The following is a 23,824-nucleotide window of genomic DNA, read 5'->3' as shown; positions in this document are numbered from 1 at the left end:
GCCGGAGCACCAGCCTCGGTGCGGTGCGAGGGACCCCGCCCGAGGCGGGGGACTATTCGTCAGTCAGGTACTACTTGCAGGTACTACTTGCTGATCCAGATCTCCTCGGGCAGCAGGGAGCCGAGTCCGTACTGCACGAAGCCACCGACGCCCTTTCCCGCGATCACGCCAGGGTCGGCGCGGGCCAGGAAGACCACGGGCATCAGGTCCACGAGCGCTTTTTCGAACACGGCGTAGGCCGTCCTGCGCTCGTCCTCCGTTGTGGCGGCGCGGGCGTCGGCGAGAGCATCGTTGAGCTTCGGGTCGTCGATGCCGGGCAGGTTGGCTGCGGACTTCCCGTTGAAGGTCGTCCAGAGCCGGGGCTCGGGGTCCTGGAAGAAGGCCGAGGAGACCGCCACGTCGAACTCGTGCGTGCGGCGCAGCGCGACGTACTCGGTGATCTCGGCGACCTTCACCTCGACCTTGACGTTCTTGAAGGCGCCCAGCTGCGCCTGGACGTTCTCCGCGATCGTCCTGTTCTCGGCGCTCGGCGCGCTGGTGAAGGTGAACGAAAGCGGCTTTCCGTCCGCCGCCAGTTCGTCGAACAGCTTCTGGGCGAGTGTCTTGTCCGTCTTGTGGAGCGTGGTGCTCGTGTGGAACGGTGAACTGTCGGCGAACAGCAGGTCGGCGGGCCTCCCGGTGCCGTTGTAGACGGCGAGGTTCACCGCTTCCAGGTCCAGCGCGGCAGCGACGGCCCGGCGGGCGCGGATGTCGTCGAACGGCGCCCGGCGGGTGTTCATCGCCAGGAAGAGCCCGCCACTGAGATCCATGACGTCGGTGGCCAGGCCCGCCTGCTCGGCTTTGTCGAGGTTGACCGGGCTGGACTCGATGGCCAGATCGGCACCGCCGGTGAGCACCGTGTTGTACCGCTGGTTCGTTTCCGTCGCGGTGCGCATCGTCAACCGCTCGAGGTAGGGCTTGGGAGCGTCCCAGTAGCGCGGGTTTTTGACCAGCTTGAGGTCGGCTTGGCGGGTCCAGCTCTCCAGGATGAACGGCCCGGCGCCGATGGGCGCGGCGTCGAAGGACTGCGCCCCCTTCTGCAGGGCGGCGGGCGAGCCGATCCAGTTCAGCGTGGAGGTGACGATGGACTGGGCGAAGGCGGGCACCGGGTTCACGAGGGTGACCTTGAGGGTCACGGCGTCCACGACCTCGGTGGAGTCGATGTCGGACGCCTCGGCGAGGTTGACGGCCCGGGTCGCCGGGTCCTTCAGCCGGTCCCAGTTGAACTTGACGGCCTCGGCATTGAGTGGGGTTCCGTCGGAGAAGACCAGCCCGTCACGAAGTGTGAGGGTGAAGGTCCTGCCCTTGTCAGTGGTCTCGAACGACTCGGCCATCTTGTACTCGACGGCGCCGTCATCGTTGCTGATCATCAGGCTGCCGTAGAGGGCGTTCCCCAGCACGGCGAGGGTGGCGTAGCCATTACCCAGAATGGCCGGGTCGAGTGTGCGCGGTTCAGCCAGCAGCAGCAGGCGCCCTTCGCCGCCGGCGACCGGCTCCCCGGTCGCGCCTGCGGACGGACCCGGACCGGAGTCGCCGCCACCCCCACACGCCCCGAGGGCGAGGGCTATCGCGCACACGGCCGCGCCAACCGTTAATCGGGTCCTACGAAACATCATCGACCTTCCGTTTCTATGGGACGGAGTGTGTCCGCCGGGAACGTGTCGCCGCGGCTGGGAAGAACCTGGCGACAGCTCGTGGAAGAACCAGTTCGAGGCGCGCTTCATCGCCCTGCGCTGTTTCGCGTTCGGCGGCGCTCACCGCCGCGATCTCCGCGCTCAGGCAGGCGTGATCCGCCACCGCAGGGAAGGATCAGCCGTCGCTGCCGTCGTTGCCGGTCAGGGTGCCGTCCTCGTGGGCCATCCAGTGCACGAAACGGTGCAGCGGATACATGGCGTCGTGCGGGTTGCCGATGGTGCTCGGCCCGGCCTCGCCCAGCCGGACGATGCGCTGCGCGCCGCCGCTGGCGAGCCGGTCGCGGTAGTCGGCCATCCGCCCGAAGGGATAGAAGCCGACCGTCTGGGTCGCCACGTTGACGTACTTCATCGCCTCGTCGAGCGAGTCGACCCGGACGACGTTCGCGGTCTTGTTGATCGGGTGGAAGTCCACGGGCTCGTCCGAACGGATCACCAGCCCGTGGCCGTCGGTCCTGCCCCAGACTCCGAACTCGTCGTCAAGCATCATCAGCACGTCGATCTGCTCGCGCAGGTCGGCGTCGAGCGGGCGGGCGTCACCCGAGGCGGCCGCCTTCTCGACGATGCGGGCGTGGAGCCGCTCGCTGAAGCGGTCCGCGTCGGCCTGGTCCGCCTCGACGAAGACGAAACGGCTGGCGACGCAGGCCTCCTGGTTGAGGACCATGACGTCGGCGGCGGCGAGCTCGGTGGCGACGCCGAGCGCCTCCTCGGAGGCGAAGGCCTCCCTGCCGACCATCGAGATCGATGTCTTGGGGTCGAAGGACACCAGCTGGAAGCCTGGCCCCAGGTACTTGATCACGTTGTTGATCGCGTCGCCGCCACCCCAGGCCACGATCTTGTCGAAGTACTGGGGGCGGTAGAGCACCTGCTCCACCGCGTCGTCTCCGCCCCGCCAGTAGACCGCCGACATCGATCTCACGATGGGGTGGTCGGGATCGATGTCCGCCATCGTCCGCAGGACCGCCACCGTGGTGAAGGGGTCGCTGGAGGACATCTTGAACAGGTTGACTGCCTTCACCAACGCGCCCTGGGCGATGGATTTCACCGCGACGCCCGGCGAGTTGCCTGGCAACACGTGGATCAGCCGGGGCGCGAAGGCGCGGACGTAGCTTCTCCGGCCGGTGAAGTCCTGCTTGGGCACCCATTCGTCCAGGGCCCTGGGGTCGGGGAAGTTCTGCTCCACCACGGTCTCGAGCAGGCGCTTGTCGAGATACGCGGCGGCGCCCTTGACCTGCCCTTCCAGGACCGCACGGGGAAGCACGTGGGTGCCGGCCATGCGATCGATGCAGTCCTGCACGAAGGAGTTCCGGGGATCACGGATCCGCTCGCCCGTCTCGACGAGGAAATCGATGATCTCGCTGAGCGGGACGTTCAGCAGCGGGGGTACCTCGGTGCGCGGGTGCACCGCGCGGTCCATGGCGATCCGCGGCGTGGCGAAAGTGACGCCCAGGTCGCGTGAACGGTGCGTGACGTCCCGGCCCTCGAAAAGCTCACCGCGCAGGAAGAACGGCGCGGCAACGATCGCGTCGGCGGGCTGGGATCGGGTGTCGGTGATGCTCATGACAGGCCCCGCACATACGCGTCGACGGTGCCGGCACACCCGATCTTGTCGTCGCCGCCTTTGAGGTCGGCGTAGCGGGCGATGTTGTCGCGCACCGTGGGCCCTTTCTGGCCGCACCCGCAGGGATCCAGATCGAGCGAGATCCTGTCGCCGGTGATGATGCCGCCCCAGCGCCCGTCGAGCGAGAGGTCGAAGAAGGCGGCCCGGCCTTCTGTCTCGCCGCTCTCGTGCGGGAGCAGTGTCTCGCCCGCCTCGTCAAGGACGAACGGCACGATCCACGGCGGCAGGTGGTAGCGGTTGCCCTGCTGGCACTTGGGCATACCGGAGTTGAGCTCCTGCATCGAGTAGTTCTGGAAGTTCCGGCTGGCCGGAATATTGAACGTCTCGTGGACGAACTCCTGGTAGTCCGGCGGCAGCTGTGCGCGCTTGAGCCCGCCGCCGACGTAGAGGCAGTTGTCGGGGTGGAAGTCCTTCGCCGAGTAGCCCAGGTCCCGCACGATCCTGGCTGCCTGGTACAGCGAGTTCCACATGCCGGCGATGTAGAGCTTCTCGTCGCGGTACCTGACGAGCGCCTCGGCCGCCGTGATCATCGCCTTGTCGAGGGCCTCCTGCCGCTGCCTGGAGGTCTCCTCGAAGCCGGCCAGCTCGCCGGGCAGCGCCGTGCCGTCCGCGATCTTCCTGCGGAGCACGACCATCCTGGTCAGCGACCCGACCGTGATCGGTGGGATCGGCAGGCTGAAACGCTCTCTGGTGGGATCGCTGAACGCCGCCTGCTGGGCCTGGGCGATGACCAGGTTCTTCGGGACGGCGGCGGTCGCTCCCACGCCGATCATCCGTCGATCCCGGGCCGGCTTCACCCCCGAGCCCCAGGAGAACACGTTGACCGTGTCGATGCGGGACCAGGCCATGTCCTGCTCCGACGCGAGCAGCATCGCCGACTTGCCCGTCGTGCCGCTGGAGCAGGAGACGTAGTGACCCGCGGCCGCCAGACGTTCGATCCAGTCGTCGATGCCGTCGATGCCGGCGGTCTCGATCGGGCTGATCGGGTAGGGCGAGACGGTACCCAGCCACTTGCCGAGCCGGTCCCACCTCTCCTCGATCAGGAAGCTCTCCGGGTAGCTCTTGTAGACGCTGTGCGGGAACAGCAGTCCCACCATGTCCTCGCGGCTGCGGATCTCGGTGGTGCCGGCCTCGCGGGCCCGGTGGGCCAGCAGCCGGATGCGGTCCCGGCGTTCCTGGAACCGCTCGTTCAGGGCGGCTAACTGCGTCTCGCGCAACTCGGTGTGGGAGTGGTCGAACCGATCCTCGGCATCGACCAGCTGGGTCAGCGTCTCGATGGCTGAGCTCACAGGGCATCCTTACTGCTGGTAGGGGTGGCCGAGCCCGAAGAACGGCACCTGGCGTGTATCATTAATCGATGCACCGGCCCAGCGCAAGAGGGACTCCGGAGCGAGGCGACGTGTACGACGGAGCGGCCACACCCCGACGCGGGGCGGGGCGTCCCACCCGCGAGCAGGCCGAGGCGCGCCACGAGGAGCTGCTCGACGCCGCACTCGACCTGTTCCTCGAGCGTGGCTTCGAGCTCGCGACGATCGAGATGATCGCCGGTCGGGTCAACATGACCAAACGCACGGTCTACGCCCGCTACCCCGAGAAGGCCGCGCTGTTCCGCGCGGCGGTCCAACGCGCCATCGAGCGCCAGATCGCCCCGCGGGCCCTGCTCGAGAGCCTGGACAACGGCGACCTGGCCGAGACCCTCGAGGCGATCGCCCGGCTACGGATCGCTCAGGTCGCGACACCCAACGGCCTGCGCCTGCAGCGCATCATCAACACCGAGAGCTACCGCTTCCCCGAGATCTTCACCGCCAGCTTCGAGCAGAGTGGCCGGCCGGTGATCGAGTTCGTCGCCGGTGTGCTCGAGCGCGCCGTCGCCGCCGGTACGATCGCCCCCACCAACCCCGCACTCGCCGCATCCGTCTTCATGAGCATGCTGGTCAGCGGCCCGGTGAGAACGATCGTCAGCGGCCACACGCCGACGGACTACGAACTGGACGAGAGGATCCGGTTCTCCGTTCGCCTGCTGCTCGACGGCCTCCTGCCACGCCAGGACGGTTCGCGGCCGTCGGTCACGCCAGAGACCATGGAGGGATCCCCCTGAAACTCGACGCACACCGCCCCGTCGCGGCCGTCACCGGCGCCAGCTCGGGAATCGGTCGGGCGACCGCCCGCAGGCTCGCGGAACGCGGCTGGCAGGTGATCGGCGTCGGCCGCGATCCGCAACGCAGCGCCGCCGCCGAAGCGGAGATCGCCGCGGCGGTGCGCGGGAACGGCGCCTTCACCATGATCCGCGGCGACCTCGCTCTGATGGCGGAGGTCACACGGGTCGCCGCCGAACTCCGAAGCCTCACCGATCGTCTCGACGTCCTCATCAACAACGCCGGCGGCGTGCGAGACAGGAAGATCATCACTGCTGAGGGTACCGAGGCGACCTTCGCGGCCAATCATCTCGCGCCCTTCCTGCTCACCCGGGAGCTGATGCCCCTGCTCAAGGTGAGCGCAGCCAGCCGGCCGCCCGGCTCCACGCGGGTGATCGCCGTGTCGTCAAGCGGCCACCGCACGGTCGCGGGACTCGACTGGGACGACCTGCAGAGCCTCGGTGACTTCCAGCCGGCTGTCGCCTACTGCCGGGCCAAGCTCGCGAACATCCTCTTCACCCGCGAGCTGGCACGGCGATTCGGGCCGGACGGGATCGTCGCCCAGACCATGCATCCCGGTGTGATCGCCAGCAACTTCGCCGCGCACGGGGACGCGGCGATGCGGGCCCACATGGCCGCGGCAGACACGGCACCACCCGACGAAGCCGCCGAAACACTGCTCTGGCTCACCACCTCACCCGAAGGCGGCCACCCGGCCGGACGCTACTTTCACGACAAGGCGGAGGAAGCACCTTCCGAAGCTGCGCAGGACGACGCCGCCGCCGCTCACCTCTGGACCGAATCCGAGAGCCTCCTGGCGAGGATCGGTGCGATCCGACCGGTCTGAACCCGGGCGCTGCGATCCCGTGTGGTCATTCGTGCATGTGACAGGGCACAGCTCGTCCTGAGCGTGCGTCATCCGGCCCGAAAGCCGGGCGGCGTGCCAGCCGTCCGGCGTGCGTCGGACTGTGACAGCGCTGTCGCCGCCGCCTGACGGGGCCGACGTCCGGTGCCACCGCGAGGTGCTGCGCCCGGTGGGCGCAGGCGGGAGGTGCCTTCCTCACCGCTCCCGGCCGTCCGGTACGGTGCGAGCTATCGCTGGTTCCTGGAATGTGATGAGATGCCCGATTCGCCGGGCCATCCGGAGCTTGCCGTCGGCAGGCGGGCCGCCGCTGGTCTCGCCAGCCGTCAGGACGCCCGGGATGTCGTCCGCAGCGAGAAGACCGTCGATCAACATCTTGCATACGGTGTTCGGGAAGCTGACGGTGACGGCTCGGGCCCGGCGGTCCGGCCGGATCGCGGCCAGCATCGGCATCGTCACCCGGCGGGACGGCGCCGCCAGGGTGCTCCTGCGATCGAATTGATCAGCCACCTTCCTCGGCCTGACCCGAATCGGTCCGTGGTCGTCCGGCGCGCCCGGGCCCCGGGCGCGCCGGGCGCCGGACGCCGGGCGCCGGACGCCGGGCGCCGGGCGCACGCCGCGCTAGGTACTCCCATGAGCGGCTCGGGCTCCTTCGTCATGGTCGGACTTCAGGAGGAAGGTTGGCTCCGTGCGTGTCGCACTTTTTGTGATGGGTACCCGAGGCGATGCACAACCCGCGGCGATACTCGGTGCCGAACTGGTCCGGCGCGGTCACGAGGTGGTCCTCGGCCTCCCTGAGGATCTTGCTCACTTCGGGCTCAGCATGGGGGTGGACACCGCGTCGATCGGCGTCGGTGCGCATGACTTCATGGGATCCGAGGATGTGCGGGCCTGGCTGGCCTCGGGCGATCTGGGAAAACTCATGCTCGGGTTCAGCCGCTACAAGCGTCAACAGGCGACCCGCATCGCCGACGCCATGGCGGAGATCTCCGACGGCGCCGATCTCATCGTGTCCGGGGTGACCATCGAGGACGAGGCGGCATGCATAGCGGAATGGCGAGGAGTGCCGATGGCATCCCTGCACCACACGCCGATGCGGGCGAACGGGGCCTTCCCGTTCTTCCTCGCCAGCACCCGCCGGTTTCCGCGTGTCGTCAACCACTTCATGTATCACGCCGTCCAGTCCGCCGGCTGGCGGGTCCTCGCCGCCGACGTCAACAGGCTGCGGGCGCGGCTGGGCCTGCGACCGACGCGGGTACCGACTCCGCGCCGGCTCGCGCGGGCCGGCGCGACGGAGCTGCAGGCCTACAGCCGGGTCCTGGTGCCGGAACTCGCCGCCTGGGGTCCGCGCCGCCCGCTGGTCGGCTTCCTCACGCTGTCGGCCGAGCAGCGCAAGCTGCTCGGGGAGCACCAGCTCGACCCGGCCGTGGACCAGTGGCTGGACGACGGTGAACCGCCCGCGTACTTCGGATTCGGAAGCATGCCGGTCCAGGATCCATCCCGGGTGCTCGATCTGATCAGCACGGTCGCCCGCAGGCTGGGGCTGCGCGCGCTGGTGAGCGCGGGCTGGTCCGACATCCCGCCCGGCACCAGCGCCGACCAGCGGGTCCGTGTCGTCGGCAACCTCGACCACGACACGGTGCTGCCGCGTTGCCGCATCGCCGTCCACCATGGCGGTGCCGGCACCACGGCAGCCTCCGTCGGAGCCGGACTGCCGACCGTCGTGTGCTCGGTCATTGGAGACCAGCCCTTCTGGGGCGCTCAGCTCGAACGCCTCGGGATCGGCGCCACCCTGCGCTTCCCCGAGATGAACGAGCGGACCCTCGTCCGCGCCGTGGAACCGCTGCTGGACCGCGAACCGAGGGAACGAGCGGCCCGGCTGGCCGCCCAGCTCAAGTCGGAGGACGCGGCCGGACGTGCCGTCGATTTCCTCGAGAAGGCGCAGCGGCCCTGATCCAGGCTGCACCAGGGCATGAGACGTACGGGCCGTCAGGCTGTCGCCAGAACCCTCCCCGCCGGTACCGGTACCGAGCCGCCGCCGGACGCCGGTCTCCTGGTCACCGATCACCAGGTCGCCGACCACCAGGACACCGGCGGCTCCTGGCGACTGCTGCGCACGAACCAGCCGTTGCGGGCGTTGTTGGCGGCTCGCACGGTGTCCTGCACCGGCGACTCCCTCAGCCTGGTCGCGCTGATGCTCTACGTCGCGGACGGCACGGGCCAGGGACTCGCGATCGCGTTGCTCCTGCTCGTCGGGGACTTCGCACCGTCGCTGCTCGGCTCCTTCACCGGCGTTGTCAGCGATCGTTTCGACCTCGGACGAGTCATGATCGTTTGCGGGATCGGGCAGGCCGCCACCGTGCTGGTGATCGCGCTGTGGCTGCCCGCCCTGCCCTCGACCACGTCATCAATCCGCCTGCGCAGCTCCGCCAGATCGCCGCGCAGCCATTCGTGCAGTTCGACCAGCGTGTCACCGAGGTGCTTGACCCGGTCGGGGTCGAGGTCGATCGGATGGAGTGCGATGACCGGAATTATCCGATCGGTTTTCGCCTGGTATTCGCCGTACCCCGGCTCCTGCGCGGCGATCTCCGAGAAGAGCCGGTCGCGCTCCTCGGGTGGGGGGATCGAGGCGATTGCCCGGTACGTGCGATCGCCTGTCTCGACCATCATGATCGCGTCCTTGCGGATGTTGTGGTACCACGCCGGATGGGTCGGTGCGCCGGCCGCCGAGGCGACGACCAGGTCCTGTCCGTCGATCTGCATCAGGCCGAGCGGCTGGGTGCGGGGCTGCCCGGTGCGCGCCCCCGTCGTGGTGAGAAGACAGAGCGCGGAACCCTCGAACATCCCGCCGACTTTCCCTGCGTTGGCGCGGAACTCGTCGATGATCCCTGCTGGAACGTCAGAAATTCCTCAAGCTGATTCTCGCCTGGCATGTAGGTGGAAACCCCTGGAAACCCCTGGGAAGCTCTGTGCCCGCCCACCGCGCACCCGGCCGGCTGCGCCGCCTGCGGGATACGGCCGGGAGGATATCACCGCGGCGTGCTTTCTGTGCGCTCGGCGTGCACCGGTTGAATCCTGCCGCTGGATTGCGCAGTTTCCGCTCCCAACTGCCAGAATGCGTTGTCTGGACCGACTCGGTGGCGGGCGGCAGGCGAGAGGCGGCATGGGGAGCATGGGCGGACTGCGTACAAGTGGGCAGCGCCGTGTCTTCCGGCGACTGTTCGAGCCCGCGGCGGGCGCGTGGCTGGGCAGGCGGGCGCGCCTGGCGGCTGCGCTGGTGGCCGCGGTTCTGCTGGCCGGCTGCACAGGTCTGGCTGTGGCCGTGGCGGGCGGGGGCGGCGACCAGCCCGACACGCCGACCAGGGTGCTGATCCTCGGCGACTCGGTCGCCGTGCAGACAGCCGGTGACTACACCTGGCGCTACCGGCTTGCCCAGCACCTGAACCTCACCGCGCCGGGCAGGGCGGACTTCGTCGGTGACCGCATCGACGTCTGGGACAACGTCGCGAACGCGCCCGGCTCGAACGACTACGTCGATGCCTGGTTCGACCGGGACCACCATGCGGTCTGGGGGGCGTCCATCAGGGACGAGCGGGATGCGATCGCGAACGTGCTGCGCGCGACGCCTGCCGACGTGCTGATCGTGTCCCTGGGTGCGAACGATCTCACCTACTGGTCGGCGCCGCAGACCGCCGTCGACGACATGATCGCTCTGATCAACAATGCCCGGCTGCTGAATCCCGACATCGACGTCGTGGTCTCGCAGGTCCTGGACCGCTCCAGATATGACGGTGGGCGGGATCTCCAACAGCAGGCAACCGCCTACAACACGCTGCTCGACCAGCAGGTCGGAAGGTGGCAGACGGAGCGATCCCGGGTGGTCGTCGCCCGTGGCTATGCCGACTGGGACCCGTACCGGTACACCTGGGACGGCTCGCATCCGAACCCTGCCGGCGACTTCGTGATCGCCCGGGCTGTGGCGAACGGGCTCGCGCAGCTCGGGATCGGTGCCGACTTCGGCCCGCTGTACGGCGACTTCCCGTGGCCGTACAGCGGCGGGGCGGTCACCGCCACCAGCCAGCCGGGGCGCAATGTACTGACCTGGCCCGCCACCCCGGGTGCGACCGAGTATCTCGTCGAGCAACGAGTGCTGTCCCGGGGGGAACAGGTGTTCCAGCGTCTTCCGGGCACACTGACCGGCACACCCGGGACGAACACGTGGACGACGGACCCGCTGCCCGCCGGGACGATCACCGAGTACCGGGTCATCCCGGTCAAGGGGAACATGACCGGGAAACCCGGCCCGCCGGGACGCGCCACCACCCGTTGACGGGCGGACCCGCCGACGCCCGCCGCTCGACAGGCCCGCCCCGTGCCGCGGCACGGGGCGCTGGAGCTGCTGGTTCGGCGGGGAGCCGCTCTGTGGGCTCGCTACGTCGCCACGCTGGACCGCGGACCCTGCTGCGCGCAGGGTGCTCAGTGGCCGGACATTCCGCCGTCCACCGCGAGGGTCGCGCCGGTGATGTAGGAGGCACCCGGCCCGGCGAGGAACACCACGGCGGCATCCAGCTCGTGCTGTTCGCCGAGACGCCCCAGGGGACTGGTGCTGGCGATGAAGGTCATCAGCGCGTCCCTTGGGATCTCCGCGGTCATCTCGCTGGCGAAGTAGCCGGGGGCGACGGCGTTCACCCGGATACCCCGGCGGCCGGACCACTGCTGGGCCAGGTCACGGGTAAGGCCGATCAGGCCGGCCTTGCTGGCGGCATAAGCCGCCTGCGGGGCGTAGGACTTGATGAGCCCGAGAACGCTGGCGATGTTGACGATGCTCGACCCGGGTGCCATGACCCGGGCGCAGGCCTGGGCCGCCCAGTAGGCGCCGTTGAGATTGATGTCGATCACTCGGCGGAACTCCTCCGGCTGCTCGCGGAGGGCCGGTACCGCGCTGCCGACGCCGGCGTTGTTGACCAGGATGTCGATCCGGCCGAACTCGGCGACCGCCTTCTCCACCAGGGCGGTGCACTCGTCCGGTGTGCTGATGTCGGTGGCGACGGGGAGGGCCCGCCGGCCCGTCTCCCGCACACTGCGCGCGACCTCCTGGAGGCGGTCGGCGCGGCGGGCGGCCAGGACGACATCCGCGCCGGCCTGGCCGAGGGCTCGGGCGAACCCGGCGCCGAGACCGGAGCTGGCCCCCGTGACCACGGCGACCCTGCCGTCCAGCCGGAACAGGTCCAGCACGTTGCTGGTGCTCACCGCTTCTCCAGGTCCGCGCGCAGGGCCCGCAGCCCGGCGGCGGCGAGCGGGGCGGTGGCTTCGCCGACGGACTCGAAACCGGCGCCGCGGGTTGCGCCCTGTCGGTACCGGGCGTGGATGCCCTCCGCGATCACCGCCACCTTGAAGTAGCCGAGCGCGAGGTAGAACGGGAAGGCGCTCAGGTCCCGGGCGGTGACCGCGGCGTAGCGTTCGATGAGAGCGGCCGCATCCGGCAGGCGCTGGCTGGTGGACGCCGCCGAGCCGGCCAGCACGGGGGCGAAGGCCGGATCCGAGTACGCGATGTGCAGGCCCAGGTCGGCGAGCGGGTCGCCCAGGGTGGCCATCTCCCAGTCGATGACCGCCCGCACCGCGGCCGGGTCGTCCGGGCTCAGGATGACGTTGTCGATGCGGAAGTCGCCGTGCACGATCGACGCGCCGCTTTCGGTCGGGTGGGCCTGGGCGAGCCTGGCGTGCAGGGCGTCGATGTCGGGCAGGTCGCGGGTGTGCACACGCTGCCACTGGTCGTTCCACCGCCGGATCTGGCGGCTCAGATAGCCCTGCGGGCGGCCGAAGGTGCTCAGCCCGACGGCCTCGGGGTCGACGGCATGCAGCCGGGCCAGCACGTCGATCAGTGCGTGGGCGCACCGGTCGATGTCGGCCTGGGGGAGGGCGTGGAGCTCCTCCTCGGTACGGATGACCGTCCCCGGAACGTGTTCGACCACGGCGAAGGCCACATCCAGCGGACCGTTCTCGCTGGCGACGACCGGGCGGGGGACCGGCACACCGCTGCCGAACAGCGCGGCCACCACGTGGTACTCACGGAGAACGTCATGCGCCGACGGGGTGAGCCCGCCCAGCGGTGGACGTCGCAGCACCCAGCGGGTCCGCCCGTCGGTGAGCAGGTAGGTCAGGTTCGAGCGGCCGCCCGGCAGCAGCGTCGCGGTCAGCCCGCCCCGAAGGCCCGGCACCCGCTCGGCGAGGAACCGTTCCAGGGCGGGCAGGTCCAGCCCCTCGACGGCCGTGCTCATCGGGCCAGCTCCGACGCCTGCCGCCGGAGTGCCCGCCGCGCGATCGCCCAGCGGTGCGTCTCGGACGGGCCGTCGTAGATCCGGAACGGCCGCACCTCGCGCAGGAACCTGCCCAGCGGGACGTCCCCGGACACGCCCAGGGCACCGCAGATCTGCAGCGACCGGTCCACCACCCGCCACACCGCCTCGGCACAGAACGTCTTGCCGATCGCGGTGGACTGGGCGGCCGGGTCGCCCTGGTCGAGCTCCCAGCAGGCACGCAGGATGAGGCCCCGCGCGGCGGCGATGTCGATCTCGCTGTCGGCGATCATCTGCTGCACCATGCCCAGCTCGCCCAGCCGCGAGCCGAACAGCTCGCGCTCGCCGGCGCGCCTCGTCGCGATGTCCTGCGCATGACGGGCGATGCCCAGCCAGCGCATGCAGTGCGTCATCCGGGCCGGACCGAGGCGGACCTGCGCGTGCCGGAAGCCCTCGTCGACCTCGCCGAGAACGGCGTCGTCGGGTACCTCGCAGGTGTCGAAGACCAGCTCGGCATGGCCACCGAACATGCTCTCGTCGAGCGTCTCGATGTGGCGGGCCACCTTCATGCCGGGGTTGTCCGTGTCGACCAGGAACATCGTCGCGCCACCCGCGTCCCCGGGGCTGCCGGAGGTGCGGGCCATGCAGATCGTGAAGCCCGCGCCGCCGGCGCCCGTGATGAACCACTTGCGCCCGTCGATGCGCCAGCCGCCGCTGGTCCGCTCCGCGCGGGTGACCAGCGCCCGGGGGTCGGACCCGGCGCCGGGCGCGGGCTCCGTCATCGCGAAACAGGACCTGAGGTCGCCGGCGGCGAGCGGGCGAAGGTAACGCTCCTTCTGCCGGTCGGTCGCGACGGCCTCCAGCAGGTGCATGTTGCCCTCGTCGGGCGCGGCGACGTTCAGAGCGAGCGGGCCGAGCAGGGAGTACCGGCCTCCTCGAAGACGGCGGCACGGCCGCGCATGTCCAGCCCGTGGCCGCCGTACTCGGTACTGACGTGCGGGGCGAAGAGGCCCGCGGCCCGGGCGGCGTCCTGCAGTTCGCGGCGTACCGCCTCGGAGGGGGCGGCGCTGCGCTGCCGCTTCTCGAGTGGGAGCACCACCTCACGAACGAACTGCGCCGTGCGCCGGGCAAGATCGGCGACGGCGGGCTCGGGGGAGAGGTCAACAGTCATCGGATCTCCTGCGGCGACCGTCTGGGCTAACGACCATTAGCCGGATGCTAGTCATGGCTTCGTGTTGCCTGCAAGGGGTTCGGCTAGAATGCCGCGTCGGCGCACACGCGGCGTCGCTATCGTCCGTTAGCGCTCGGGGAGACAGGTGGTCCTGACCGGCTCGGCACGGTCCGCGCAGATCCGTGCCGCGGCCCTCGACCTGTTCACGCGCCTCGGTTACGAGGCCACCACGATGGCTGACATCGGCGCCGCCGTCGGCATGCGCGGCCCCAGTCTGTACAAGCACGTGGCATCGAAACAGGACGTGCTCGCGCAGATCATGACCGGCACGATGGAGGCGCTCCTGGCCGCCCACCGGGCAGCCGTCGCCACCACCGAGGAACCGGTGGAACGGCTGCGCCGGGCGACCGAGGCGCACGTGCGGTACCACGCGCGGCACCACCAGGAGGCGTTCGTCGGCAACCGTGAGATCCGTAGCCTCGTGCAGCCGCACCGCGGACGTGTACTGGAGCTGCGTGCGGAGTACGAGCGGTGCTTCCGTGACCTGATCGAGGCCGGTATCCGCGCGGGGCGGTTCGAGGTGGCGTCCTCGAGGCTGGCCTCGTACGCCATTCTCGACCTGGGAATGGGCGTCGCCGTGTGGTTCCGCGCCGACGGCGAGCTGACCGAGGACGCCGTGGTCTGGCAGTACAGCCAGTTCGCCCTCCGCATCGTGAACGCGCGCTGACCGGCTCCCGCCGGCATGCCGTGCCGCGCGGAACCTCCGCGCCGAGATCGTCGGGACTGAAGGGCTGAAGGCGCCCATGTGGTCATATGGGTGATGATGTCCCGTCAGCGCGTCACGCTATACTCAAACTCGACATCGAGTTTGGAAACGTGGCAGAGTTTCTCCGGGTGACAGAGTTTCTCTGGCGCGGGGTGGCGCGCCGTACGGAGGTCACAGTGGCGCGATCGTGCTCGTCGGTCAGCGACGACCCAGATCTGCGGGCAACGCCGTAGTCCGTCGACGGTGGCACCAGCCGAGGCTCCGCCCCGGCGGAACGGTGCGCTGCTCGGCAGGGGTGACGGCCGCCAGGGGTGACTGCCAGCCGGGATGGTGGCCGTCGTCGGCCCGGGCGGCCCGCCGTGGCGAAGAGTTCTGCGGGCAGACGAACGGTGAGATAGGGAGAGATATGGACGACACGGTAGTCCTGGACGGCCGTTCCGCGGCGAGGAGACACCGTCGACGTTCGGCGAGCATGCTCTTAGCGGGGTCCCTGACACTGCTCGTGTCCGCCGCCGCGTGCGGTTCGGACGACGACGGGAGTGAGCCCGGCCCGGTGGACTCGGCCGCGGCCGCCAGCGCGCTCGGCCCGGCCAGGGCGGCGGCGGGAGCGCCCGTCAAGATCGGTATCGTCTCCGACGGCAGGTCCGCCGCGATCGACAACTCGGTCCAGTTCGACGTGGCGGAGGCGACCGCGAAGTACCTGAACGAGCACCGCGGGGGGATCGGCGGGCGACCCGTCGAGCTGGTGACATGTGAGACGCAGGCAGACCCGGCGAAGGCCACCGACTGCGGCAACCAGATGATCGAGAACGACGTGGTCGCGGTCGCGGTCGGCGAGTCGGGGGTCGGCGACAGCGTCTGGGAGCCCCTGGCTGCCGCCGATGTGCCGGTGATGCTGTACGGCGCGACCAACCCGGCCGTCCTCTCCGACCCGACGACCTTCACGGTGAGCGATCCGAACTTCGGGATCCAGCAGCTGCCGATCGCCATCGCGAAGGCTGAGAAGCTCGACAAGGTGACGTCGGTGGTGATCGACGTGCCCGCCCTGCTCCACAACGTGGAGGAGGTCGCGCCGAGACTGATGGAGGAGGCCGGGCTCGACTACCAGCTCGTCCGGGTCCCGCCCGGCACGGCTGACATGACGCCGCTGCTGCAAGGCGTCGTCGGCGACGACCCGAGCATGGCGTTCGTCGTCGGCAACGACTCCTTCTGCATCAGCGCCTTCAACGGTCTGAAGGCCGTCGGTTTCGACGGCCCCATCAGCGCGATCTCGCAGTGCATCACCGACGCGACCCGTGATGCGGTACCGGGCGACGTGCTGGACGGCATGACCGTCGCCGCCTCGATGCCGACCGGTGGGGACGACCCGTCCACTATCCTCTACAACGCCGTGCTCGAGACCTACGGCAAGGACATCGACCCGAGCTCGTCCACCGGTCGAGGCATGTTCGTGACCTTCGCGGGACTCGCGGTGGCGCTCGAGGGGATCACGGGCGACGTCACCCCGGCGACAGCCGCCGCCGCCATCAGCGCGATGCCGGAGAAGGAGCTGCCGGGCGCCGGGGGCCTGCGATTCCGCTGCAACGGCAAGGCCTTCCCCGAGACGCCCGCGGTCTGCGTGCGAGGCGGGCTGACGACGGTCCTCGACAACGAGGGTCAGTCCACCGACTTCAGGGTGGTCGCGAGCTCGCCCATCCCGGACTGACCGGGCCGCGGAGCACACGGGCGCCCGTGCCCGATGGTTACACGGCTGCACGGCGTGGCCCGGCTGCCCGGCTGGGCAGCGCAGCCGTGCCCTGACGGCCCCACCGGCAGCCGGGCCGGCGACCTGGCCCGGGGCCGTCACCCGCGGGGAGTACGCACTGCGCCGGCTCAGGCGCCCCGGAACCTGTAGAAGGTGGTAGTGGACAGCACCCACCCCGCGACGCGGGGCGTCGGCCAGACGCCCGGACACGAGCCGCCCCGCCGCCGCCCCGGCCGGCCACCGCGCCTGAGCCGGCAGATGGTCATCGACGCCGCGATCGCCCTGGATCCCGGCACTCTGACGCTCCAGGCGGTCGCCGACCGCCTCGGAGCGGACCGCAAGGCGGTCAGCTACTACGTGTCCGGTCGGGAGGAGCTCCTCGAGCTCGTCACCGCGCAGGCCCTGGCAGCGGAGCTGGAGCACCTGCACATCCCCGAGGGCAGCTGGCAGGAGGCCGTCCGCGTCTACGCGCGCGGTGTGCGTCGGGTGCTGCTGCGCGAGGCCTCGCTGTCGCTCCTGATCGACAGGCTTCCCGGAGCGGGCGTCCTGGTCCCGGCCGACGCGCTCCTCGCCAGGCTGCTCGACGCGGGCTTCGACGAGGACCGCGCCAGCCACGCCCTCACCCTCATCACCCGGGTGGTGTTCAGCAACGCCAAGGACATCCTCTTCGCCGCGCGCTTCGCCCGGCACCCGACGGTCACCGAGGTACAGCGCATTCTCGCCGAGCTTCCCGCCGACCGGCTTCCGCACCTGCGGCGGGTCTCCGCCCGGCAGTGGTCCCTGGACGAGACCAGGCCCCCGAGCGACACACCGTCTCCGGGGGACGCCCAGGAGTCGACCTTCGAGCTCGAGCTCGAGTTCATCGTGGCCGGCCTGGAGCGCCTGCGGGCCAGAAGCACCGGTGCGGCGAACTCCACGGCCCGCCGTCCGGCGAACTGAGCGCGGAGCCCCGGACGCGGAGCCCCGGACGCGGAGCCCCGGACGCGGGGCCCCGGTACGGGTGTCAGCTCCAGCGGGGGCGACGGGCCGGGCGGCCTCCTCGCCGCGAGCCTGACCGCGGTGTCGTGGGCCGGTCGGGCCCGCGCCCGCGGGCCCGGGCGCAGCACCGGTCCTGCCCCAGAGGTCCGGAACGGCATCCCCGCGGCGTCGGCTCCGGAACGGACGCGGTCGGGAACTGCCGTGGTGGGCACCCGTGCCGCGGGCCGGGAACCCTGTCGCCCTCGATCTGCTCGACGATCTCTCCATGCTCCATCACGGCGACGCGATGCGACGCCTGCCGTACCAACGCGAGGTCGTGGGAGATGAACACGTAGGCGACGCCGGTGGTGTTCTGGAGCTCCACGAGCAGGTCGAGAACCGTCGCCTGGGAGGACGGGTCGAGAGCCGCGACCGGTTCGTCGCAGATGATCAGCTCCGGAGACAGTGCCATGGCCCGGGCGACGGCGAGGCGCTGACGCTGCCCATCCGTGAACTCACGCGGCAGCCTCCGTCCCGCACTGGCCGGGAGACCGATCTGGTCCAACAGCTCGCGCACCCGTCTGGCAGCCGCGGCGGCCGGGACCCGCTGAGCGCGCAGCGGTTCGGCGAGCGCCGTCTCGACCGTCAGCGTCGGGTTCAGCGACCTGTCGGAGTCGCGGAGAACAACCTGGATCTTGTCCGCGAGGCGGCGCCGCCCGCCCCGGGACAGCCGGACGATGTTCTGCCCCTTGAGCTGGATGGAACCTGAGGCCACCGGTGCGAGCCCCAGCACCGCGCGGCGCAGCGTGGTCTTGCCGGATCCGGACTCGCCCACGATGCCCAAGCACTCGCCGGGACGGACGTCGACCGAGACGCCCCGTAGTGCTCGGACCGGGTTCCTGTGAAAACCTCTGACCGGATAGTCGACCACGAGGTCCTCGACATCGAGCAGCGTGCTCACATCTCGGCCTTTCGGAAGCGTGGATTCTACGGCGTGCCAGGCTTCTCTCGCCTGCGGCACCAGTGGGCAGACGGCGGTCTCTCCAGTTTTTCCCTGCCGGGAGAAATTAAGATACGGGCAGCCGTTGGTCAAGGGGTCTGTCGGTACCCGAGAGGCCGGGGCGGGAGGCTGATCGGCGCGGCGGCATCGCGCACTCGTCACCATTCCCAGCGGCGGGCGTGGCCCCTGGAAACGGGTCCGAGGGGGTGGCCGGGCGGTGGGCGAGGCGCCGTTGGCGCTGCCTCCAGGAGGTCGCCCCGGCCGGTCCGAACGAGGCCCGAGCTGCGCCTGCCCGGGCCTCGTTCGGACCGGCCGCGGCGGCCCTCGGCTGTCAACAAGGCATCCGCTCACCGGATGCTCCTGCTGGTCGAGGGTCAGAGCTCCGGGCGAATTCCCAGCGCGTTCGTCCAGAGGACGGTGAGCTGCTGCACCGCGGTGTCGAGATCGAAGTTCGAGCTGTTCTCGGTGTTGAACAGAAGGTCCGCGAAGTAGGCGACCATGCCGCCGAGCGCCTGCGCGGCGTACGCGGGATCGACGTTGCGGTCGGCGAGATCGGCGTCCTGGAGTGCCCGCACGCGCTGCTCGATGGCGTGAGCGAAGACCTCGTGGCGTTGCAGGCGGATCTTGAGAACGTCGTTGTCGAAGGTGGCGACCTGCTGAATGACCTGCATTATCTTGGCGTTCGCGGCATAGGTCTCGAAATAGTGCCGGTTGGCCGCGCGGATGCGTTCGACCGGATCGGTGACGGAGCCGGTCGGTTCGGGAGTGAGAAGATCAAGCTCGACCGAGTCGACAACCTCCCGGAAGATCTCTTCCTTGGAGACGAAGTACGTGTAGAACGACCCGTGGGAGAAACCCGCCAGATCGCAGATGTCGGCCACCCTGGCGTGGAGGAAGCCGTCACGCTCGAACACGATGCGGGCCGCGTCGACGAGCTGGCTCCGGCTCTGCCGACCCCGGCGGGTACGCCCGGTACCACGACGCTTCCCGATTTCGACCTCGTCGCGGCGTGCGCGGGGGGCGTTGGGAAGCGCGGTCCCCTGTTGGGTACGTTCAGGCACGGTCGGTCCTCTCGGCGCATGTCAACCGGCTCTGCCGGCTCGCGCCGGAACCCGGCGAGCGGTGGCGGGTCTGGTGGGTGCTGCTGCCACCTCGTGGCGACGCGGCCAGGCCCAGATCCCGCCGCTCCTGCCCCAGCCGTGCAGGTCGGACGGCAGGTCCGACACGCCTGCGCTTCCGGGCCACGCTCGCTCCACCTCTCACGATGTCCGTGTCATGTTGCACCAACATTTAGCTCGACGTCGACCTTGACATCGAGGTTCCCGGTGTGACGATGCCGCGGGTGTGATGCCTGCCACGGGTGAGACCCGCCTCGGATAGACGCCACCTGGTGCTCAGGCCCGACCGCCGGAGGCCGGTTCAGTGCTGGCGCCGGTTCAGTGCTGGCGCCGGTTCGAGGTGTGCCGCCGGTTCGAGGTGTGCCGCCGCCAGGCACGCGCCCGGGCATGTCACCACCACGGCCGCATCGCGAGGGCCATCAGGGGCGGCGGTGGCCCGCAGCTGCGGGAATAGGCTTTCGGCTGTGACTGCAGACGAGCCCCTCCATGGCACATTCGTCCTCGACCGCGAGCTGGGTTCGCCGCCGGTGGCGGTCTATGCCGCTTTCGCGGAATCGGACCGGCGTGCCCGGTGGGTGCGTCTGCCGGGAAAGGCCGACCCGGGTAACCGGTATGACGTCAGCCTCGGTGGTACCGAGCTTCTGCGCAGCACCATGCGGATCGGGGATTCGGTCGAGCGGATCGAGCGTCGTACGCACACCCTCCAGTTGGTTCCCGGGCGGCTGGTTGTCTTCACCTACGAGGCGGTCGTCAACGACCAGGTGCGGTGGGTGTCGTTGGTCAGCGTTGGGCTGCGGGACAGCCGGGAGCGGGCGGCAGGCACGAAGCTGACGTGGACCGAGCAGTACGTTCTGCTGGTGATGACCGGGGACGGCGCGGACGACGTCGCGCACCTGCGGGGGGGCACGGGACTCCACCTGAACGGGCTCACGGCGGCTCTCGGGGAGGGATCGGCGATGCGCTCGGCGACGCCTCTGGAGGGGCGCTGACTCGGCGCGCAGCGGCGGTCGGTGGTCGTGGCTCGCTGCGTCAACGCCTACGTGCGGCGCGCGCACGTGGCCGCCAGCGTGGACCCGGCGGTCGCCCGGGCGTTCATGCGCCTGGCGAATCTCGTCGACACGCCGGAGACCCTGCTCCAGCCGGCAATGATGGCCCGGATCCCGAGGCCCGCGCGGCGGCCGCGCCGCCCGTGAGGGGAGCGACGGGCCACATGGTTTGGGGTTAGGACAGCCCGGTGGCCGCGCGTGCCTCGGCGAGTGTGCTCCAGCCGGTGCCGAGCATCATCCAGCCGTCGTGGCCGGCCAGGCGGTTGATCGGGTCGCGGACCTTGACCTGCCAGCTGCCGGGGCTGGTCTCGCGGGCGAGGGCGGCCTTGCCGTCGCAGGAGCCGTAGTACCGGCCGAGCGCGGCCGGTTCAGGTTGGATCGCGGTGAGCGAGTGGTCGGAGTCCATCAGGTCGCTCCGTAAAAGGGCCACAGGCACGCCCGGGATGGGCGTGGCTCGCGGGTCATGACCCGGGTGGCTGTTGCTCGAGTTCGATATTACCCTCTGGTTCGGACCCTGGCAGCGCGGCAGCGCGCGGTCTGGGCGGGGGGCCTGGACGAACGTCTCGCCACCGAGGGCGTCGCCCACATCCGCGTAATTAGCCGGTGCCGGTAGATCCCTACCCACGTCTGCTCTCGATGGTGGCAGCGACGATCGCCGCCACCTCCCGGTACCGGTCGAGGACGGAGGGGAGCGGCTCGGCCGTGCGGGTGACGGCGGCGGCGCGGGGCCAGGACGGCGGCGCGGCGCCGTTCGCGCGGGCCAGGACCGTCGCGGCCTGCCGGGCGGCGCCGTCGGCGACGTATTCGCCGGGCGCGGCCACGGCTACCGGCACCCCGAGGATCGCGGGAGCGATCTCCTGGACGGCAGATGACCGGGCGCCGCCGCCGACGAGTGTCACCCGGTCGACGCACACGCCTTGGGCGCGCAGAGCGTCGAGGCAGCCCGCCATCAGGCAGAGCACGCCTTCCACAGCGGCGCGGGCGAGATTGGCCGGGGTCATCGATGCTGGCGTGAGGCCGTGCAGGGAGCCGGTGGCGGTGGGGAGGTTCGGGGTGCGTTCGCCCTCGAGGTAGGGCACGAACACCAGGCCCGCGGCACCCGGTCGGGCGCTGAGGGCGAGCCGGCTGAGTTCGTCGTGGTCGACGCCGAGCAGGGCTGCCGTCGCGTCGAGGACGCGGCTGGCGTTGAGGGTGCAGGCGAGCGGCAGGTGGCGGCCGGTCGCGTCGGCGAAGCCGGCCACCGAGCCGGTGGCGTCCCGGGTGGCGGCGGTGGCGACCGCGGCGACGACGCCCGAGGTCCCCAGGGACATCATCGCCTCGCCCGGCCGCAGGTCCAGCCCGAGGGCCGCCCCGGCGTTGTCGCCGCATCCCGGCCCCAGGAGCAGGCGGCCCCAGCCGTTGGCGGTGTCGCCCCGTCCCGCCGTGTCCTCGGGGCCGGCGACGGTCGGGAGGACGATCCGTCCGACGTCACCGGGCTCGCGGCGCAGCGCCAGGGCCAGCAGGTCCCGCCGGTAGGCGCCGATGGCGCCGCCGGAGGCGTCGAAGTAGCCGGTGCCGGAGGCGTCGGAGCGGTCGGTGCGCAGGGCGTCCAGCGACCGGGCGCCGGACAGGCGCCAGGTCAGCCAGTCGTGGGGGAGCGCGACGGCGGCGATCCGGCCCGCCGCGTCGGGTTCGTGGTCGGCGAGCCAGCGCAGCTTGGTGACGGTGAACGAGGCGACCGGGACCAGGCCGACCGCGGCCGCCCACCGCTCGGCGCCGAGCTCGGCGACGAGGTCGTCCGCGGCGCGGGCGGATCGGGTGTCGTTCCACAGCAGCGCGGGCCGGATGACCCGTCCGCCGCGGTCGAGCGCGATCATCCCGTGTTGCTGGGCGGCGACCGAGACGGCTGCGACGTCGCCGAGGCCGCCGGCCCGCTCGACCGCGGTGAGCAGGGCCGTCCACCAGCATTCGGGGTCGATCTCCGTCCCGGGGGGATGCGGAGCCGTTCCCTGGCGGACGAGAACGCCGGAGGCGGCGTCCCGGATGACCACCTTGCACGACTGGGTGGAGGAGTCGATCCCCGCGACGAGCACCATGCCGCCGGGCCGGCTCAGCCAGCTGAGCGGGCGGCGGCCCTGGCACCGGCCGCGGTCGGGGCCGGGGCCGGGGCCGGCGAGCCGACGAGGTGCTCGATCGCCAGTTGCTGGAGCCGGACGAAACCGAAGTCCCGCTCGGCCGCCCTGGCCGGGTCAAAGTCGTCGTCGTCGGCGGTGAGCAGGTCGGCCGCGGTCTCGCCGGGGGAGAGGGTGGGCTTGGCCAGCTCGAACACCCCGGCGTAGGCCATCGCCTCCTGGACGGCGGGATCGGCGCGGAACGCCGCCGCCCTCTCTGCGAGCAGCAGGTAGGTGGACATGCAGGCGCGTGCCGACTCCCAGACGCCGGTCATGCCCTCCGTCCGCGACGGCTTGTAGTCGAAGTGGCGGGGGCCGGTGTAGCGAGGGCCGTCCGGGTAGCCGGGGAAGCCGTTCTCGAGGAGGTCGACGGTGAAGAACGCGGAGACGAGGTCGCCGTGCCCGAAGAGCAGGTCCTGGTCGTACTTCAGGCCCCGCTGCCCGTTGAGGTCGATGTGGAACAATTTCCCGCTCCACAGTGCCTGGCCGAGCGCGTGGGTGTAGTTGAGGTTGGCCATCTGCTCGTGCCCGGTCTCCGGGTTGAGCCCGACGATGTCGCCGTGTTCCAGCTCGGCGATCAGCGCCAGGGCGTGCCCGGCGGTGGGCAGGAAGATGTCGCCGCGTGGCTCGTTCGGCTTGGGTTCGAGCGCGATCCGCAGGTCGTAGCCCTGGCTCCTGATGTAGCCGGCGACGGTGTCCAGGCCCTCCCGGTAGCGCTCCAGGGCGGCGAAGACATCCTTCGACCCGTCGTACTCGCTGCCCTCCCGGCCGCCCCACATCACGAACGTGGTCGCGCCGAGCTGCGCCGCGAGATCCACCGCGCGCAGCACCTTGCGCAGGCCGAACCGGCGCACGCCGCGGTCGTTCGACGTCAGCCCGCCGTCCTTGAAGACGGGATGGGTGAAGGTGTTCGTGGTCACCATCTCGATGACCAGGCCGGACGCGTCGGTGGCGTCCTTCAGCCGGCGGCACGCCCGCTGGGTGGTGGCCTCGTCGGCGTCGAACGCGAAGACGTCGTTGTCGTGCAGGGTGATGCCCCAGGCGCCGATCTCGGCGAGCCGGTCGGCGTACTCCCACGGGTCGAGGGCTGTCCGGGTCGGCAGGCCGAACGGGTCGGTGCCGGTCCAGCCGACCGTCCACAGGCCGAAGGAGAACCTGTCCGCGGGGATGGGCTGTCGTGGCATCGCTGCTCCGATCCGCGTCTTTAGTATCGCGGTGAAACATAATT

At 70.5% G+C, this 23,824-nt stretch carries 21 protein-coding genes and 1 pseudogene; 9 read left to right on the top strand and 13 right to left on the bottom strand.

Annotated elements, in window-relative coordinates; translation table 11 throughout:
* Positions 1-83: 83 nt before the first annotated feature.
* From B207_RS0110745 to B207_RS0110735, 3 genes are all read right to left on the bottom strand, one after another.
* Entirely contained in the window at positions 84-1,652 is a 1,569-nt protein-coding gene (locus B207_RS0110745) for an ABC transporter substrate-binding protein (protein WP_026310923.1), read from the bottom strand.
* A gap of 196 nt (positions 1,653-1,848) precedes the next feature.
* Positions 1,849-3,291 carry an acyl-CoA reductase gene (locus B207_RS0110740; protein ID WP_018636537.1) on the bottom strand — a complete coding sequence of 481 codons (1,443 nt, stop codon included), beginning with the start codon at positions 3,289-3,291 and terminating at the stop codon, positions 1,849-1,851.
* On the bottom strand, positions 3,288-4,640 hold the full coding sequence (locus tag B207_RS0110735; RefSeq protein ID WP_018636536.1) for a hypothetical protein: 1,353 nt from the start codon (positions 4,638-4,640) through the stop codon (positions 3,288-3,290). The genes B207_RS0110740 and B207_RS0110735 overlap by 4 nt, the downstream gene beginning before the upstream one ends.
* Positions 4,641-4,708: 68 nt before the next feature.
* Between B207_RS0110735 and B207_RS0110730 the strand changes: the two genes are divergently transcribed.
* Together B207_RS0110730 and B207_RS0110725 are read left to right on the top strand one after the other, a co-directional pair.
* On the top strand, positions 4,709-5,449 hold the full coding sequence (locus B207_RS0110730; protein ID WP_407671403.1) for a TetR/AcrR family transcriptional regulator: 741 nt from the start codon (positions 4,709-4,711) through the stop codon (positions 5,447-5,449).
* The gene (locus B207_RS0110725) at positions 5,446-6,333 is read left to right on the top strand and encodes an SDR family NAD(P)-dependent oxidoreductase (protein WP_026310922.1); all 888 of its coding nucleotides are present in this window, start codon (positions 5,446-5,448) and stop codon (positions 6,331-6,333) included. Before B207_RS0110730 ends, B207_RS0110725 begins: the two co-directional genes overlap by 4 nt.
* 213 nt (positions 6,334-6,546) lie before the next feature.
* On the opposite strand, the gene B207_RS0110720 is transcribed toward B207_RS0110725, so the two are convergent.
* On the bottom strand, positions 6,547-6,858 hold the full coding sequence (locus B207_RS0110720; RefSeq protein WP_154675268.1) for a hypothetical protein: 312 nt from the start codon (positions 6,856-6,858) through the stop codon (positions 6,547-6,549).
* A gap of 178 nt (positions 6,859-7,036) precedes the next feature.
* Here B207_RS0110720 and B207_RS0110715 point away from each other — a divergent pair, with 178 nt between their 5' ends.
* The gene (locus B207_RS0110715) at positions 7,037-8,302 is read left to right on the top strand and encodes a glycosyltransferase (RefSeq protein ID WP_026310921.1); all 1,266 of its coding nucleotides are present in this window, start codon (positions 7,037-7,039) and stop codon (positions 8,300-8,302) included.
* Positions 8,303-8,547: 245 nt separating this feature from the next.
* Here the strand turns inward: B207_RS0110715 and B207_RS33440 are convergent, their stop codons facing one another.
* Positions 8,548-9,192 carry a nitroreductase/quinone reductase family protein gene (locus B207_RS33440; RefSeq protein ID WP_051102481.1) on the bottom strand — a complete coding sequence of 215 codons (645 nt, stop codon included), beginning with the start codon at positions 9,190-9,192 and terminating at the stop codon, positions 8,548-8,550.
* Positions 9,193-9,520: 328 nt separating this feature from the next.
* Between B207_RS33440 and B207_RS0110700 the strand changes: the two genes are divergently transcribed.
* Positions 9,521-10,678, top strand: coding sequence for a GDSL-type esterase/lipase family protein (locus B207_RS0110700; RefSeq protein WP_154675267.1), 1,158 nt, complete (start codon positions 9,521-9,523; stop codon positions 10,676-10,678).
* A gap of 146 nt (positions 10,679-10,824) precedes the next feature.
* On the opposite strand, the gene B207_RS0110695 is transcribed toward B207_RS0110700, so the two are convergent.
* The 3 genes and pseudogenes from B207_RS0110695 to B207_RS33435 all read right to left on the bottom strand — a co-directional run bounded on the left by B207_RS0110695 (position 10,825) and on the right by B207_RS33435 (position 13,815).
* Entirely contained in the window at positions 10,825-11,598 is a 774-nt protein-coding gene (locus B207_RS0110695) for an SDR family NAD(P)-dependent oxidoreductase (RefSeq protein ID WP_018636529.1), read from the bottom strand.
* Positions 11,595-12,626 carry a phosphotransferase family protein gene (locus B207_RS0110690; RefSeq protein WP_018636528.1) on the bottom strand — a complete coding sequence of 344 codons (1,032 nt, stop codon included), beginning with the start codon at positions 12,624-12,626 and terminating at the stop codon, positions 11,595-11,597. The genes B207_RS0110695 and B207_RS0110690 overlap by 4 nt, the downstream gene beginning before the upstream one ends.
* A pseudogene (locus B207_RS33435) lies at positions 12,623-13,815 on the bottom strand (acyl-CoA dehydrogenase family protein). Before B207_RS33435 ends, B207_RS0110690 begins: the two are co-directional and overlap by 4 nt.
* A gap of 145 nt (positions 13,816-13,960) precedes the next feature.
* Between B207_RS33435 and B207_RS0110680 the strand changes: the two are divergent.
* The 3 genes from B207_RS0110680 to B207_RS33430 all read left to right on the top strand — a co-directional run bounded on the left by B207_RS0110680 (position 13,961) and on the right by B207_RS33430 (position 17,264).
* Positions 13,961-14,542 carry a TetR/AcrR family transcriptional regulator gene (locus B207_RS0110680; protein ID WP_018636527.1) on the top strand — a complete coding sequence of 194 codons (582 nt, stop codon included), beginning with the start codon at positions 13,961-13,963 and terminating at the stop codon, positions 14,540-14,542.
* 511 nt (positions 14,543-15,053) lie between these two features.
* Positions 15,054-16,286, top strand: coding sequence for an ABC transporter substrate-binding protein (locus tag B207_RS0110675; RefSeq protein WP_018636526.1), 1,233 nt, complete (start codon positions 15,054-15,056; stop codon positions 16,284-16,286).
* A 198-nt stretch (positions 16,287-16,484) separates the two neighbouring features.
* Complete coding sequence (locus B207_RS33430) at positions 16,485-17,264, top strand: TetR/AcrR family transcriptional regulator C-terminal domain-containing protein (protein ID WP_018636525.1); 780 nt, start codon at positions 16,485-16,487, stop codon at positions 17,262-17,264.
* Positions 17,265-17,328: 64 nt separating this feature from the next.
* Here B207_RS33430 and B207_RS0110665 read toward each other — a convergent pair whose 3' ends face one another.
* Together B207_RS0110665 and B207_RS0110660 are read right to left on the bottom strand one after the other, a co-directional pair.
* Positions 17,329-18,243, bottom strand: a complete 915-nt coding sequence (locus B207_RS0110665) for an ABC transporter ATP-binding protein (RefSeq protein ID WP_018636524.1) — start codon at positions 18,241-18,243, stop codon at positions 17,329-17,331.
* Between the two features lie 413 nt (positions 18,244-18,656).
* The gene (locus B207_RS0110660; RefSeq protein WP_018636523.1) at positions 18,657-19,343 is read right to left on the bottom strand and encodes a TetR/AcrR family transcriptional regulator; all 687 of its coding nucleotides are present in this window, start codon (positions 19,341-19,343) and stop codon (positions 18,657-18,659) included.
* 521 nt (positions 19,344-19,864) lie between these two features.
* On the opposite strand from B207_RS0110660, the gene B207_RS33425 reads away from it, so the two are divergent.
* Together B207_RS33425 and B207_RS0110650 are read left to right on the top strand one after the other, a co-directional pair.
* Positions 19,865-20,389 carry an SRPBCC family protein gene (locus B207_RS33425; RefSeq protein WP_018636522.1) on the top strand — a complete coding sequence of 175 codons (525 nt, stop codon included), beginning with the start codon at positions 19,865-19,867 and terminating at the stop codon, positions 20,387-20,389.
* A 21-nt stretch (positions 20,390-20,410) separates the two neighbouring features.
* Positions 20,411-20,593, top strand: a complete 183-nt coding sequence (locus tag B207_RS0110650; RefSeq protein ID WP_018636521.1) for a hypothetical protein — start codon at positions 20,411-20,413, stop codon at positions 20,591-20,593.
* 28 nt (positions 20,594-20,621) lie between these two features.
* Here the strand turns inward: B207_RS0110650 and B207_RS0110645 are convergent, their stop codons facing one another.
* The 3 genes from B207_RS0110645 to xylA form a co-directional block, all read right to left on the bottom strand.
* Positions 20,622-20,852: a hypothetical protein gene (locus tag B207_RS0110645; RefSeq protein WP_018636520.1), complete on the bottom strand. Its 231-nt coding sequence runs from the start codon at positions 20,850-20,852 to the stop codon at positions 20,622-20,624.
* Between the two features lie 211 nt (positions 20,853-21,063).
* On the bottom strand, positions 21,064-22,521 hold the full coding sequence (gene xylB, locus B207_RS0110640) for a xylulokinase (protein WP_018636519.1): 1,458 nt from the start codon (positions 22,519-22,521) through the stop codon (positions 21,064-21,066).
* 14 nt (positions 22,522-22,535) lie between these two features.
* A complete protein-coding gene (gene xylA, locus B207_RS33420) occupies positions 22,536-23,780 on the bottom strand; it encodes a xylose isomerase (RefSeq protein WP_018636518.1) in 1,245 nt (414 codons plus the stop codon).
* Positions 23,781-23,824: the final 44 nt, after the last annotated feature.

The sequence above is a fragment of the Parafrankia elaeagni genome, from assembly GCF_000374165.1.
GTDB classification, from domain to species: Bacteria; Actinomycetota; Actinomycetes; order Frankiales; family Frankiaceae; genus Parafrankia; species Parafrankia elaeagni.
The sequence above is the reverse complement of the archived record's forward strand: the minus strand, read 5'-3'. Positions and strand labels throughout refer to the sequence as shown.

Bases quoted from the DNA above. Each gene is read 5' to 3' on its own strand.
- B207_RS0110700 (WP_154675267.1), top strand. From the start codon at position 9,521: ATGGGCGGACTGCGTACAAGTGGGCAGCGCCGTGTCTTCCGGCGACTG.
- xylB (WP_018636519.1), bottom strand. From the start codon at position 22,521: ATGGTGCTCGTCGCGGGGATCGACTCCTCCACCCAGTCGTGCAAGGTG.
- B207_RS0110690 (WP_018636528.1), bottom strand. From the start codon at position 12,626: ATGAGCACGGCCGTCGAGGGGCTGGACCTGCCCGCCCTGGAACGGTTC.
- B207_RS0110730 (WP_407671403.1), top strand. From the start codon at position 4,709: ATGCACCGGCCCAGCGCAAGAGGGACTCCGGAGCGAGGCGACGTGTAC.
- B207_RS33440 (WP_051102481.1), bottom strand. From the start codon at position 9,192: ATGTTCGAGGGTTCCGCGCTCTGTCTTCTCACCACGACGGGGGCGCGC.
- B207_RS0110675 (WP_018636526.1), top strand. From the start codon at position 15,054: ATGCTCTTAGCGGGGTCCCTGACACTGCTCGTGTCCGCCGCCGCGTGC.
- xylA (WP_018636518.1), bottom strand. From the start codon at position 23,780: ATGCCACGACAGCCCATCCCCGCGGACAGGTTCTCCTTCGGCCTGTGG.
- B207_RS0110740 (WP_018636537.1), bottom strand. From the start codon at position 3,291: ATGAGCATCACCGACACCCGATCCCAGCCCGCCGACGCGATCGTTGCC.
- B207_RS0110645 (WP_018636520.1), bottom strand. From the start codon at position 20,852: ATGGACTCCGACCACTCGCTCACCGCGATCCAACCTGAACCGGCCGCG.
- B207_RS0110745 (WP_026310923.1), bottom strand. From the start codon at position 1,652: ATGTTTCGTAGGACCCGATTAACGGTTGGCGCGGCCGTGTGCGCGATA.